At 48.5% G+C, this 13,181-nt stretch carries 14 protein-coding genes; 6 read left to right on the forward strand and 8 right to left on the reverse strand.

Features of this window, described 5'->3' with window-relative positions:
* Positions 1 to 74: 74 nt before the first annotated feature.
* Positions 75 to 1,244, forward strand: coding sequence for an iron-containing alcohol dehydrogenase (locus ACSVDI_RS06675; protein ID WP_457945510.1), 1,170 nt, complete (start codon positions 75 to 77; stop codon positions 1,242 to 1,244).
* Between the two features lie 334 nt (positions 1,245 to 1,578).
* On the opposite strand, the gene ACSVDI_RS06680 is transcribed toward ACSVDI_RS06675, so the two are convergent.
* The 4 genes from ACSVDI_RS06680 to ACSVDI_RS06695 all read right to left on the reverse strand — a co-directional run bounded on the left by ACSVDI_RS06680 (position 1,579) and on the right by ACSVDI_RS06695 (position 4,325).
* On the reverse strand, positions 1,579 to 2,445 hold the full coding sequence (locus tag ACSVDI_RS06680; RefSeq protein ID WP_457945511.1) for a pyridoxamine 5'-phosphate oxidase family protein: 867 nt from the start codon (positions 2,443 to 2,445) through the stop codon (positions 1,579 to 1,581).
* Positions 2,446 to 2,460: 15 nt separating this feature from the next.
* Positions 2,461 to 3,231 (reverse strand): EFR1 family ferrodoxin, encoded by a 771-nt coding sequence (locus ACSVDI_RS06685; RefSeq protein ID WP_457945512.1) that lies wholly within the window; start codon positions 3,229 to 3,231, stop codon positions 2,461 to 2,463.
* 50 nt (positions 3,232 to 3,281) lie between these two features.
* Positions 3,282 to 3,773 carry a hypothetical protein gene (locus ACSVDI_RS06690; protein ID WP_457945513.1) on the reverse strand — a complete coding sequence of 164 codons (492 nt, stop codon included), beginning with the start codon at positions 3,771 to 3,773 and terminating at the stop codon, positions 3,282 to 3,284.
* A 93-nt stretch (positions 3,774 to 3,866) separates the two neighbouring features.
* Positions 3,867 to 4,325, reverse strand: coding sequence for a hypothetical protein (locus ACSVDI_RS06695; RefSeq protein WP_457945514.1), 459 nt, complete (start codon positions 4,323 to 4,325; stop codon positions 3,867 to 3,869).
* Positions 4,326 to 4,811: 486 nt separating this feature from the next.
* Here ACSVDI_RS06695 and ACSVDI_RS06700 point away from each other — a divergent pair, with 486 nt between their 5' ends.
* Positions 4,812 to 5,573: a ParA family protein gene (locus ACSVDI_RS06700; RefSeq protein WP_457945515.1), complete on the forward strand. Its 762-nt coding sequence runs from the start codon at positions 4,812 to 4,814 to the stop codon at positions 5,571 to 5,573.
* A gap of 2 nt (positions 5,574 to 5,575) precedes the next feature.
* Positions 5,576 to 6,073, forward strand: a complete 498-nt coding sequence (locus tag ACSVDI_RS06705; protein WP_457945516.1) for a late competence development ComFB family protein — start codon at positions 5,576 to 5,578, stop codon at positions 6,071 to 6,073.
* Positions 6,074 to 6,257: 184 nt separating this feature from the next.
* On the opposite strand, the gene pdaA is transcribed toward ACSVDI_RS06705, so the two are convergent.
* From pdaA to iadA, 4 genes are all read right to left on the reverse strand, one after another.
* Positions 6,258 to 7,061: a delta-lactam-biosynthetic de-N-acetylase gene (pdaA, locus tag ACSVDI_RS06710; protein ID WP_457945612.1), complete on the reverse strand. Its 804-nt coding sequence runs from the start codon at positions 7,059 to 7,061 to the stop codon at positions 6,258 to 6,260.
* A 195-nt stretch (positions 7,062 to 7,256) separates the two neighbouring features.
* Positions 7,257 to 9,887 carry a cyanophycin synthetase gene (gene cphA, locus ACSVDI_RS06715; RefSeq protein WP_457945517.1) on the reverse strand — a complete coding sequence of 877 codons (2,631 nt, stop codon included), beginning with the start codon at positions 9,885 to 9,887 and terminating at the stop codon, positions 7,257 to 7,259.
* Between the two features lie 13 nt (positions 9,888 to 9,900).
* Positions 9,901 to 10,716, reverse strand: coding sequence for a cyanophycinase (locus tag ACSVDI_RS06720; RefSeq protein WP_457945613.1), 816 nt, complete (start codon positions 10,714 to 10,716; stop codon positions 9,901 to 9,903).
* Between the two features lie 72 nt (positions 10,717 to 10,788).
* Entirely contained in the window at positions 10,789 to 11,904 is a 1,116-nt protein-coding gene (gene iadA / locus ACSVDI_RS06725) for a beta-aspartyl-peptidase (RefSeq protein ID WP_457945518.1), read from the reverse strand.
* Between the two features lie 283 nt (positions 11,905 to 12,187).
* Between iadA and ACSVDI_RS06730 the strand changes: the two genes are divergently transcribed.
* From ACSVDI_RS06730 to ACSVDI_RS06740, 3 genes are read left to right on the forward strand one after another with little or no spacing between them, the layout of a single operon-like run.
* A complete protein-coding gene (locus tag ACSVDI_RS06730) occupies positions 12,188 to 12,346 on the forward strand; it encodes a hypothetical protein (protein WP_457945519.1) in 159 nt (52 codons plus the stop codon).
* Positions 12,347 to 12,361: 15 nt separating this feature from the next.
* Positions 12,362 to 12,505, forward strand: coding sequence for a CPC_1213 family protein (locus ACSVDI_RS06735; protein WP_457945520.1), 144 nt, complete (start codon positions 12,362 to 12,364; stop codon positions 12,503 to 12,505).
* The gene (locus ACSVDI_RS06740; protein WP_457945521.1) at positions 12,502 to 13,107 is read left to right on the forward strand and encodes an HDIG domain-containing metalloprotein; all 606 of its coding nucleotides are present in this window, start codon (positions 12,502 to 12,504) and stop codon (positions 13,105 to 13,107) included. The genes ACSVDI_RS06735 and ACSVDI_RS06740 overlap by 4 nt, the downstream gene beginning before the upstream one ends.
* Positions 13,108 to 13,181 lie beyond the last annotated feature (74 nt).

Below are 13,181 nucleotides of genomic sequence, written 5' to 3' on the forward strand. Positions count from 1 at the left end.
TCAGTGAATGTTAATATATAAACAAAGATTGTTATATCTTTAACGAAAAACTGAAAGAAATTGGAGGAAAAGTTATGGCACGTTTTACATTACCCCGCGATATTTATTATGGACCGAACGCCATCAGTGAACTGAAAAACCTGAAGGGCTATAAAAAGGCTTTCATCGTTACTGGCGGCCAGTCCATGAAAAGAACCGGTTTCCTGAAAAAATTGGAAGATGTATTAAAGGATGCCGGACTGGAAACCCGCATTTATGATGGAGTAGAACCGGATCCTTCTATTGAGAGGGTGTTTGACGGCGCGAAAGCCATGCGCGAATTCCAGCCGGATGTGATTGTTGCCATTGGCGGTGGTTCCCCAATGGATGCTGCAAAAGCCATGTGGGTCTTCTACGAGTATCCGGATAAGACTTTTGACGACATTAAAAATCCTTTCACAATGCCGAAACTCAGAACCAAGGCTATTTTTGTAGCGGTTCCTTCCACCAGCGGAACTGCTTCCGAAGTGACAGCGTTCTCTGTTATTACTGACTATTCCACCAATATTAAATATCCTCTTGCCGATTTTGAAATTACCCCGGATATCGCTGTTCTGGACACGGATATTCCGCTTACTATGCCGAAAGTCCTGACCGCCCATACCGGTATGGATGCTTTGACCCATGCAATCGAAGCCTATGTTGCTTCCGCCCGTTCCGATTTTTCGGACGCCCTTGCCATTAAGGCGATTTCCGATATTTATGGTAACCTTGTTGCTTCTTACAACGGCGATGTGGAAGCGCGCGGCAAAATGCACATTGCCCAGTGCCTTGCCGGTATGGCGTTCTCCAATGCGCTTCTTGGCATTGCGCACAGCCTTGCACATAAGACCGGGGCGATGTTCCATATTCCGCACGGCTGCTGCAACGCAATTCTGCTGCCGAATGTCATCCAGTACAACTCCAAGGCCTGCATGGCGCGCTATGCAGAGATTGCAAGAGCCATCGGCCTGCCGGGCGTAACCGATCAGCAGCTGACCAATTCTCTTGTAGAAATGGTTCGTGAGCTGAATAAGAAGCTGGGTATCAAGCAGTCCTACAAAGAAAACGGTGTCAGCGAGGAAGACTTTAAAGCACACAGCAAAGAAATCGCTGAAAATGCAGTGCTGGATCCTTGCACTGGCTCCAACCCGAGAGCGATCGACGCCGAAAATATGCTGAAGGTTCTTACCTGCGCATATTACGGGGAAGACGTTGCATTCTAATTTATGTTCGAATTTTTCTTTCTTTCTCTCTATTGCATAAATCCGTGACTACCAATGTGAAGAGGCGCTGTGTCATTCCCATGACACAGCGCCTTTCCACAATGTTATGCTTTAAAAAAGGTTTGGCCTGTAAAACCAAAAGGGCGCCGGAATCCGCCATGTAAGGTGGACTTCGGCGCCTTTGCCTTCTTGTTTAGAAAAATGATATTAAAGGCTATATCCGAAAAGAATGAAAAGTTATCCTGAAAATGATTTATTCATGAAATACGTTTTTTATATACTGTTTGGTTCATTATCCGGAAAAACTTAATTTAATAAGTCAAAACAGTTCCGATTATATGGGCTTCTGGAATGTCTGCTTGGTGTTGTGGCCGGATTTTCTCAAATCCGATTTCAGAATTTCAAAGCGAGTTGGTTCCACCTTCAGCATATTTAAAGTTAACGGCATTGCCTTCAAGTTCGCTTCCGAGTAGCCTTTTTGAGTAATTACGTCCACATACTCGGGGGAAAAGGCTTCTACCAGCTTGGCGGTTCCTTCGATTTGAACGCTTTCCAGTTCCCCCATCCCGGTGAATTCCTTGTATACCGCGATGGAAACATGCGGGTTCACCGCGATATTGGCCAGTTTCTCCCCGCCCTCCGTCAAAAAGTACAGGGAACCTCCGGCATAAATGTATTCCAGCGGGGTGGCGCGTACATGGCCGCCAAATCCGGTACAAAGCGTGCAGGTATTGTGGGCCCGCAAAATGGCCTCCACCTGCTTCATAAGATCGGTTTCCGGCATGTCGCTGTCGTCTTTCAGCATTCGCTTCCATTGAATCAGGCGCTGGGCCAGCTTCCCGGGGATTCGCTTTTCGTTCAGATTCCCGGGCAGTTGAATGCTGTCGTAAAAGCAGAACAGATTTTTCCATTGCTCCGACGCTGCGAAAAGAGTTTCCCGTGCGCCAAAGTTGTTTCCTTCCAGGCAGATCAACCCGGTTTTGCACGCCCCAAGCGGCTCTGCATATTGATTAATCCATTCGGCTGTTTCGAGGCGCACCGTCCCGTTTCGGGGCCGGACCAATACAACCGCATAGGCGCAGGACTGAAAATTTCCATCAAACTGGTCCAGAGGAAAAGATTTTGAGGTGCCAAGGACTTGTTTCAGCAGGGAAATCAGTGTGCTGGGAACATCTTCATGCAGAATCAGTGCAAATTCCATGGAAAGAGCCTCCCGTTAAATTTTTTCAATCATATGATATTGTTCGCAGGTTTGATTATGATAGGTAATGGCATGAACCGGACAGTTATTAACGCATCGGGTGCAAAAAATGCAGCTTTTCCCGAATTCCGGCCGTCCGTTTGCCATTTTAATGTTGTTCTTCGGACATTTTTTTGCGCAAAGACCGCAGCCGATGCAGCTTTCCCCGGCACCGTATTTCATGGCGAAAACCGGAAACAGTTTGTTGCATAGGACCGCCACGGCTCGATCGGCCACCGCAAGGGCTTTTCCAATGTTTTCTTCGCTGGGCGTGCCTTTTACTAATTTTTCGGATAGCTGCCGGCACTCTGCAAGCGCTGCTTCCAGGTTGGCCTTCCGCTTCTCCGGAGTGGTTTTTTCAAAGCTCTTGAAAATCAGGAAGTTGTTTGCTACCGGAAGGCTTTTTCCGATGATTAAATTGTGGTTTTTTGCAGCCAGCATTTTTTTGACTTTTGTAAAATCCGTCATCAAAGGGCTGGCCTGAGTGCAGTACATCATGGTAGGAACCGGTTTGGAACTGCAGGGAAGGTTCTCTTTCAAATAATCGAGGAAAAAGAAAACAGGATATTCGAAATATTTTGGGCTCCCAAGCACCAACAGGTCATAGGAGTCCGGTTCAATCTTGGGGGCATCTTCTATAGAATAGAGCATGGTTTCACATTGCAGCTCTTCCAGGTCAGCCGCAATCTGTTTTGCGATAAATTTCGTATTTCCAGTTCCGCTGAAATATAAAATCAGCGCTTTCATATGTATCTCTCCTATTCTTTCTGTACGGGCATTCGTAGGAATAAGGTTTTTTAGGGTTTTGGAGAAAGTTCAAAATGCACATCGGACAGGAAACGTCCTATTTCCTCTTTATCGCCGGGGGTACCGTATAGGTTGCAGCTGATGGAGCACGCTCCGCCGAATGTGCTGATGGCAATCTGAAAGTATGGAACCTGTTTTACCGCGCCGGTCATATAGGCGTCCGTTATCTGCAAACCGGCAAAAGAAAGCCGCGTGCGGTCCAGAATTCCCAAGTTGGTATAAGACAAAACCGGGATTTTAAACAGCCGGTCAAACTGCTTTTCCAGGATACGAAAAGGAATTGCATGAAAGGCGAACTCCGCCATGAGAATCGATTTTAAACAGGCCAGACTGGATTTCTGCTGCTTGATTTGTTCTGCGACCTGCTTTGCGGTTACATGAAACGGATCACCGCTGCGTATCGTCACGGTATAGAGATAATTGCTGGTTAAGTTGCTGATGCCGAACGAATGGTTGTTCGGCAGGTATCGGCGCAGGTCCACCGGGCATGGAATGGTAATTTCTTCGGCTCCGGTTCGGCTGTGCAGTACGCGGAGATAAGCGACGAGAATACCGTCGTTTACTGTAAACCCCCGTTACTTTGCCCAACGCTTCAAGGCAGTGAACTCTTCCTCCTGCAAAACGATCCGTGTGAAAATAGGACGGTTTTGGCAGCCCTGCAGCCGATAAACCGGCTGTACACGCTGCCGGGAAAGGTCATAACGGGTAAAAAGGGTCTGCAACTTTTCACGCGGGCTTAATCTTTTCAAAACTGTCAGGGCACTCCTTGGTCCGGCTGTTAAAACAGGTATATAGTCGGGCTGTGCGTACAGTTGGTTATGAAGTGAAGCGAGTAGATAAAGATACTCTTTTAATCCCGCCCCGTCGCAAATCATATGGTTTACAACCACACAGAGAATATCTTTCTCGGTTTTTCGTACCAACGTTAACCGGATTTGCGGGCCGGCTTCGGGGTCAATTGTTTCCGCCAGTGCGGCCATAGCGGCTGCATCCGTATCCTGCAAATCTGACACAACCGTTACAAAGCGGTCCACTGGAAAGTCCTGTTTTACCCACCTGGTTCGGGAAGAAGAGCGGTCAAACCGGCAGCCCAGCTGCGGAATGGCGTTCAGAGTAAAGAGTAAAGAGTACCGCTCTTTTTTAGGAGCGTTTCGTTTAAACAGCCGTCCAGCTCTATTTTAACATGAATCAGCGGTTGATGCACCCTGCTGTAAAAATATTGCATCAGGTCGAAGGATTCAGGTTTCCATGTTTGCGGTTTGGTCATAAATTTGCCATTCTTTCTCCATATTATGGTGCAAGTGATAGAATCTTAATTCCAATGAAAAATATTTTGTGGTTTTTCATCTATTATATTCTTCCTACCCTTCGGATTCAACAACTTTCGCTTTTCCTGTCACCAAAATTTTGCCCACACTGTGGGACGGGGAATCTTGTGCAACGGGGACTGCCATAGTATAATAAAAAAATAATGTGTAATGTGGATTTTACTCTTTACCGGGAGTGAAGGAGATAGAGGGATGAGCAAGGTTATATCCGTTTCGAACCAAAAGGGAGGAGTGGGCAAGACAACCACGTCCTGCTGCCTTGCCGTTGGTTTGAAGAAAAAGGGGTTTCGCGTACTGACCATAGACCTTGACCCGCAGGGGAATTTGGGGTTCAGCGTGGGTGCAGATACCGAAACAAGCGCGTCCATTTATGACGTGCTGAAAGGTGACGTGAAAACCCAGTTCGCTATTCAAAAAACAAACATCATCGATATTATCATATCCAGCATTTTGCTCAGCGGAATTGAACTGGAATTTACCAACACCGGGCGTGAATATCTGTTGCAGGAAGCTATAAAGCCCATTCTGGACCTGTATGATTATATCATATTGGATACGCCGCCGAATCTTGGTATTCTGACAATTAACGCTTTTACTGCGTCCGATTATGTCCTGGTCCCTATGCTTTCCGATATCTTCAGCCTGCAGGGAATTGCGCAGCTGTATGAAACGGTGGAGCGGGTAAAAAAGTACTGTAACTCCAAGCTATCCATCGCTGGGATTTTGTTGACGAAGTTTAACCCGCGCACCCTGCTGAGTAGGGAAATCCGCGGCACAGCGGAGCTGATTGCGAACGATTTGAACATTCGATTGTTCGACACTTACATCCGCAGCAGCGTGGTGGTCAGCGAAGCACAGTCCGTTCAGCAAAGTATTTTGGATTACGCGCCGAAAAATAATATATCGAAGGATTATTTAAGATTTATCGATGAATTATTGACAAAGGGAGTATGAGCATGGCGAGGACGAAAAAAGAAATTGATAAGGACTTAATGTATAAAAAACTGATGCCGTCCGCCGTCAAGAACAAGCTGACCCAGCAGGAAGAACCGGGGGAAGAACCAAAGAATGAGGTCGAGGAAGAAAATGCACAGCAGCCCGCAGAGCCGGAAAAGCAGACTGCAGAACCCGAGGATCCGCCCATTCAGCGCCGCCAGATGATCCGCAGGGAAATCGGCGTCCCTTCCATGAACACGCAGTCTACGGTATTGGTGAATGCCATGGAATCCATTGTGATCGGAAAACTGGATTCTGTTTTGTCCCGGTTTAAATGCTGCCGGTGCGACCGCTGCAAAAAGGACATTATCGCCCTTTCGCTAAATAAACTGCCGGCAAAATATAAAGTGCTCCGGGAGGGGCAGTCCACGCGGGATCCCGATCCGCAAACGAACGCGCAGGTGCTTTCCGCAATGATACAGGCGGTTTTGGTGGTTCGTGACCACCCCAGACATTAACCCCGGCTGTTTCGGTTTTTAATTTTCGAACCAACCGCTTTTGGTTTGTACGGAATTTATCCAAATGAAGCCAAAAGATGGCGGTTAAAAGCCACTTTTCCATACAGAGGGTGCTGCAAAATGAATCTTCCTTCATTTTGCAGCACCCTCTGCTTTTTGTTTGAATGGAACGGAAATGAATGATTTATGTACCGCAAAGCTGCGTAAGTGTACCGAATGTGTACCCCATGGATTCCCATTTTGTCAGCAGTTCATCCAGAATCTGCGCGTTTGTTTTGGAAGTGCTGTGCAGCAGTACAATGGCACCGGGGTGAATCCGGGGAATCAGCTTGGAAAACGCCTCGTCCCGGCTCGGCTGTTTATCCTGATACCAGTCCACATAGGCAAGGCTCCAGAATATGGTGCGATAACCGAGTTCGTTCGCTTGCTTCAGGTTGTTGACGCTGTATTTCCCCTGCGGCGGGCGGTAAAATTTCTGCATACTTTGCCCGGTAATTTTCTGAAATTTGCTTTCCACTGCTTCGATTTCCTTTTGGAAAGAAGCCATATCCGCGATTTTGGACATATCCGGGTGGGTGTTGGTGTGGTTTCCCACAATATGGCCCTCACTGACCATGCGCTTTATCAGTTCTGGGTTGGTGTCCAGGTAGTTTCCCACAACAAAAAAGGTGGCTTTCACATTGTGCTTTTTTAAGGCGTCCAGAATGGCGGGCGTATAACCGTTTTCGTAACCCGCGTCAAACGTCAGGTAAATTATTTTTTGATCGGCTGAGCCAACGTAATAGGCGTTATACTGCTTTAAAAAATCCGCCGAGGCGTTTCCGGTCGGCTGTTTTCCGTTTTCCCCAAAGCCGAGCCCCCAGTTGGTGTTTGCGGGGGATGTGGCTGTGGCGACCGCCTGTATGGACCGGTTTGCGAAGAAAAGGATTGCGGTAACGGCCACCAACAGACAGGCCAGAATAATGTAAAAATGCTTCCGTCGAATCATCAGAACCAAGCAGGATGCCACCGTCCGATCTGTAAGATTAGTTCATTTATATGCGTCAGAAGCGGGATTATGTCATTTTTGGGCGGAATTGGTTGTCCCCATTGCCGAAGTGGAGAAAAGAATCGGCATGCGCCCATATTAGGAAATGCCTGTGATCCAACATATGGATCACAGGCATTTTTTAAAAGGGATCATTTATAGATTGATGACGTTTGCGTGCTGTACCGGTTCTGGTTTCGCGTCAAAGCGGATGCTTTGCGCGCCGCTCGCTTCCAGATAATCGCGGAGCGGGTCAAGGTGTTCATAGAACACGACGATTAAATCCCCGCTTTCCGCGCCGGCTACTGCCGCTTTCAGCGCTTCCAGCTCGGGTTCGATTACCGCTACCTGCTGCTGAGGGAATCCTTCTGCAAGAATGGCATCCTGGAACAGCGCAGCAACTTCACCGGGTTTTCTGCCGCGAAGGTCCTGATCCTCCTTAATATAAATCCGGTCGAACGCTCCGGCACAGAGCTTTCCGGCTTCCCGGATGGATTTGTCCTGTCGGTCGCCCGGCATTCCGATGACCCCGATTAAGCGGCGGTGCTCCAGTTTGCGGCAGGTTCCCAGCACCTGCCGGTACCCTGCGGGATTATGGCCGTAGTCCAGCATAACATGGAATCCCCGCAGTTGGAACAAATTAAAGCGTCCCTCGTTTTCCTGAAAGCTGCGCAGGCCGCAGGCGATGATTCCAACCGGAATATGCAGTCCATACAGAGCGGAAACGGCGGCAAGGCAGTTTTCCACATTGCAGCCGATCAGCCCGCCAAACGTAATGGGAATTTCATCTACACGCAGCACGCCGGTCCGCTGCGCACCGTCTTGGATCTGAATCCAGCCGTCTTCTATGAATACGCCGACACAGCCCTGACCAAGATACGGGGCGACGTCACTTTCCTTAATGCCGAAGAGGATCTTTTTGGATTTTACACGGTTTAAAATATATGGTGTGATGCTGTCACGCGCGTTCAATACGGCGTACCCGTCCTTTTTTACGGCTTCTGCAACCAGCGATTTTACAAAGGCAAGATCTTCCAGGGTATCAATTCCGTCCAGCCCAAGGTGGTCTTCTGCAATATTGGTAATCACACCCACATCGGCCAGGTCGTAGCCGAGCCCCTCTCGCACTATTCCGCCGCGGGCCGTTTCCAGCACCGCCGCGTCAATCTGCTTATTGGAAAGAAGTGTTTTTGCACTTCTAGGGCCGGAGTTGTCCCCCTTGCAGATACGCCGTTTTCCGATGAAGGTTCCGCTGGTGCTGGTCATGCCCACAGTAATTCCGGTTTGCAGCAGCACATGGTGAATCAGCCGTACCGTCGTGGTTTTACCGTTTGTGCCTGTGACGGATACGATGGGGAAGCGGCAGGCTTCCTCATCCGGAAAAAGCAGGTCCACAATATCCTTTGCAACGTTGCGCGGCTTTCCTTCCGAGGGATACAGGTGCATTCGGATACCGGGCGCGGCGTTAACCTCCACAATCGCACCGCCGGTTTCCTCAATGGATTTTGAAATATCCTCTGTTACAATGTCGATTCCAGCAATGTCGATTCCCACTGCATTTGCGGCGCGTACGGCCAGTTCTGCATTTTCTGGATGAATCGTATCGGTACAGTCAATGGCAATGCCCCCGGTGCTCAGGTTCCCGTTTTCCCGCAGAACCACCCGCTGCCCCTTTTCCGGAATGGAATCAAAGTCCATTTTGTATTTTTGCAGCACATTTTTGGTGGCGTCATCCAGTTTGATTTTAGTCAGCGGTTTTTCATGAGATTCGCCTCGCCGCTCGTCCTGATTGACCAGGTCAACCAGCTCTCGGATACTGTGGACGCCGTCCCCAATAACGGAGGCCGGCTGCCGTTCGGCAACCGCTTTCACGGAATCGCCCACCACCAACACACGAAAGTCGCGCCCGGTCACGAATTTTTCCACAATAATGCCGCTGCTGTATTTGCTGGCTTCTTGATAAGCGGCTTTAATTTCTTCCTCCGTATTTAAGTTGAGGTGAACCCCTTTGCCCTGATTGCCGTCAAAAGGCTTTATTACCACAGGCATACCGATTTGGTTCGCCACCATGACGGCGGAAATTTCCGAGTAAACCACTTTCCCGTAAGGAACGGGAATGTTGTGTTCGCTTAAAATGGCTTTGGTCAGCTGCTTGTTGGTGGAAATGTCGGCCGAAATGCACGATGTTGCATCGGTGAGCGTCGACTCCACCAATCGGCTGTGCCGGCCGTACCCCAGCTGCACCAGGCTTTCGTGGCCGATGCGTGTGACCGGGATGCCGCGTTTTTTGGCTTCATCTACAATGGCAGAGGTGCTCGGCCCAAGCTCGGCGTCAATAGATATTTTTTTCAGGTAAGAAAGAAAAGAGTCGGTATTGATGGCTTCGCCGTGCAAGAAGCAGTTTAGAATAAAGACTGCGGCTTTTCCGCACTCCAGTCCGCAGACTTCGTTTTCATATTCATAAACCAAATAATAGACGTTATTGGCCTGAATGGTTCTGGTTTTCCCGTACCGGACGTCATAGCCGACCATATACTGCATTTCCAGAATCGTGTGTTCCAGCACGTGAGCCAGATAGGTGCCTTCGTTCAGGCGGTCCAGAAAGCCACCCTCATAACCCAGCCCGCATACGTTTTTTCGCAGGCCGGGGAAGGCGTTCAGCAGCATGTCGTTGAAACCCGGGATATCCTTTGTGGGAATTTCGCCGTATTTGCCAATGTCTACAATCATTTTCATTACAGGCCTATGGCTGTAAATGTTACGTCCATGGTAAATGATAAAATCCATGATCTGAATTCGTTCAGTTTCCATCCTTTAAACGCAGAACCTTTCTGTTTTTTAAATCAAAGCCGTATCCCTGCGGGAGTGCATGCACGGTAACGCCCGTAATTGCCAGAATTTCATCCGGGTTTAGTTCGGATACATTCGAGCTTTGAATGGTTTTGCCGTCAATTATGGTAACGGCGTTTGAGCCGATAATTTCAAAATGCATGTCGGGGTACAGCTTAATCGCAGTATCCTCGTCAATTCCGATGCCCAGAACGTCCGGGTTTTCCGCCACACCGCAAAGCAGCCGGCCGAACCTTCCGCGCTGGTCAAAATGCTGGTCGATGATGACCCCGGGGAATAGTCCGAGCCCGGGCGCCATTTTTAAGGTGCATTTTCGGGCGGGTTCGTTGTCTTTTCCCTGCACCACCATGGTTTCACTCATAACGGAAGCGCCCGCGCTGGTTCCCATAATGATTCCGCCGTTTTGATAGAGGTTCTTTAATTCTTCCCAGGCAGGTGTTCCGCCAAGGATGCTGGTAATGCGCAGCTGGTCGCCGCCCGTCATAAAGATACACTTTGAATTGCGAATGGTTTCGCAGTTCTGCGGGTCGGCCGCGGAATCTCTGGTATTGATATTTAATACCCGAACATTTTGAATTCCAATTTTCTGAAATACGTCGATGTAGTCCCGGCCTGCCTGTTCGGGTTCTTCCGTGGCGGTGGTCAGAACGGTTAGAATATCTTCTTCGGCAAGCATTTCCGGCGCCTGTTTTAAAATGGTGATATCACCATTTTTATCTTCCGCGCCGCCTATGATCACCAGATATCCTTCTGTATTCATCATGATGACAATTCTTTTTCTCCTTTGTTTTTTCAAGACTGCGTTTTTATTTTAATGGGTATATTTGTGAACGGAAGATTAATTTTGTAATACTTTACCGCAGTCCACCATTAATCTTCCCATGCAAAACAGTTTCTTAATCTGGTAATTTTTATCGGTAATTAAAAGATCGGCATCGCTGCCTTCGGCCAGCGTTCCTTTTTGGGGATAAAGCTTCAGTACCTTGGCCACGTTTTCGGTCACCGGCAGGAAGGCTGTTCCCGGAGGAATGGAGCTGTGAATCACGCAGTTCCGAATATCCTCATATAAAGAGCTGATTTTCCCGACTCCTCCGCCCGGAATGCTGCCGTTTGAATCGGAGCTTACGGTAACGCGCTCCAAACTTCCCCGGTAGTCGAGCAGCTTTTTAAGGGCGGTTGGTACCGGAATTCCTGCGGTTTCACCAGATGTGAGGTCGATATTTCCGCCGTTTTTCCAGTAGCTAACTGCTTCTTCAAAAAGCACGGGGTTTCGGTTTACATGGGTGGGTACAAACATTTCCACCGGAAGGTCGGAGTGCTCTAGAAGCTGAACCAGCGGTGCAAGACCCTGTTTGCCGTCGCCAACGTGGAAATGCACCACTCCGGCTTTTCCGCTGAGCAGTCCGCCTACGTGCGTTTGATGTGCAAGCTGCAGCAGCGCGTTTAAATCCGGGTAGGAGGAACGATGGTCGGAAATAGCGATTTCACCAGTCCCAATCACCGGATCAATAAGAAACAAATCGTTGCAAAGGTCTTTTGTGAAGGTAACCGCAGGAACGGCATAACTGCCTGTGTAAAGATAGGTGGTAATTCCCTGCTGCTGGAGCGCTTTTGCCTTTGCCAGGAGAGAAATCAGCCCCTTGGTGCGGTCGTCCGTGCCAAGAAGCCCCACCAGCGTGGTTACCCCGGCCAGAAGAATATCGGCAAGTTCCATTTCACCGACGCGGCTGATGCAGCCTTCTTCTCCTCCGCCGCCGATAATATGCACATGCTGGTCGATTAAACCTGGAAATGCAAGAAGTCCCTCGCAGTCTATCACACGGTCAATCAGCGGGTTTGCGGGCCGCTCTTTCGGCGGCTCTATTTTTGCAATTTTGTCCTGAACGATTAGAAGATCCCGTTTGCCCAGATGGCGCGGGGCATAGCATTCCAATCCCTTCAGTAGTGTAATCAATGGCATCATCCTTTACGGGAACATAAAAATTAGTTTGAATTTCATGCCGCGAATTATTCAGTTAAAATGTTCCAAATGATATTTTTTTCTGTTTTTTTTCATATAATTCGCGTGCAAAAAATAAAGCTGCTTTTTCCGACTGGTCTTGTCAGGCCTTATGCCGCTTCGAACGAATCAAAATTTTACTTGTAAAGATTGTAAAGTATAAAAAATACGGCAGGTTAAACACTTTATTTGGTCCTATTTGCAATTCATTTTGAATTTGGAAAGGGGAAGCAAAAAAATGACAAAACCAAACGCGGTAAACCGCGAAACAAATAAAGCGGAAGAAATCCGCCAGAAAGCCATGTTCAATGCCGTGACAAAGTCCGTTAAACCGGAGAATCAAAATCAGGAACACAATACCAAAAAAGTATCTTACGGACCAAATACGCAGCGGTAAAGGAGGAGATTCATCATGGAGCGAAAGGATCAGAACCGTTCCCAGAACGCAAAAGGAAAAACCAAGTTTCCGTCCAAAAATATTAAGCATGATCCTCAGGCAGAAAGTGCACGCGCAAAATTTGGACTCCGTGATTCTGATTCCGGGCGGCCGCAATGAACCAAGCTGACCTTTTTCAGGAGATGGATTCCCATCTGCAGGAGGATGAAACGCCGTCTGTATATATCAATCGCGTTTCGGAGGAACCGATTTTTCGGGAACAGCCGTTTTTCATGCTGATTCGTTTAAAAAACACAGAGCAGTCCAAAAAGTACCACCCAGAGGGCAATGCGTGGAACCACACCATGTTGGTGGTGGACGAAGCGGCGAAGGAAAAGGGCCAAAGCAGAAATCCACGGGCGCTGCTCTGGGCGGCGCTTTTGCACGATATTGGGAAGCCGGATACCACCCGCATGCGACGGGGAAAAATCACTTCTTACAACCATGAAAAGGTTGGTGCTAAATTAGCCAGGGAGTTCCTTGCCCAGCTGACGGATGACACCGAACTGATTCAATCGGTTGCGGGACTGGTTCGGTGGCATATGCAGGTTTTGTTTGTAACCGGGAATCTGCCGTTTGCGGATTTAGAAGCCATGAAGCAGGAAACCGATTACTGGGAAGTTGCCCTTCTCGGCTTTTGCGACCGAATGGGAAGACTGGACGCGGACCGGGCAAAGGAACAGGAAAATATCAAGCTGTTTCTTCAAAGAGTGGGCGAATGAAGAGAAAATCTCCTTGTGTAATAAAATCGGGGAGTTTGCGTCGGTGTGAAAACCGGCAAACTCCCCGAAGGCAT

It is taken from the genome of Caproiciproducens sp. LBM24188 (genome assembly GCF_054130445.1).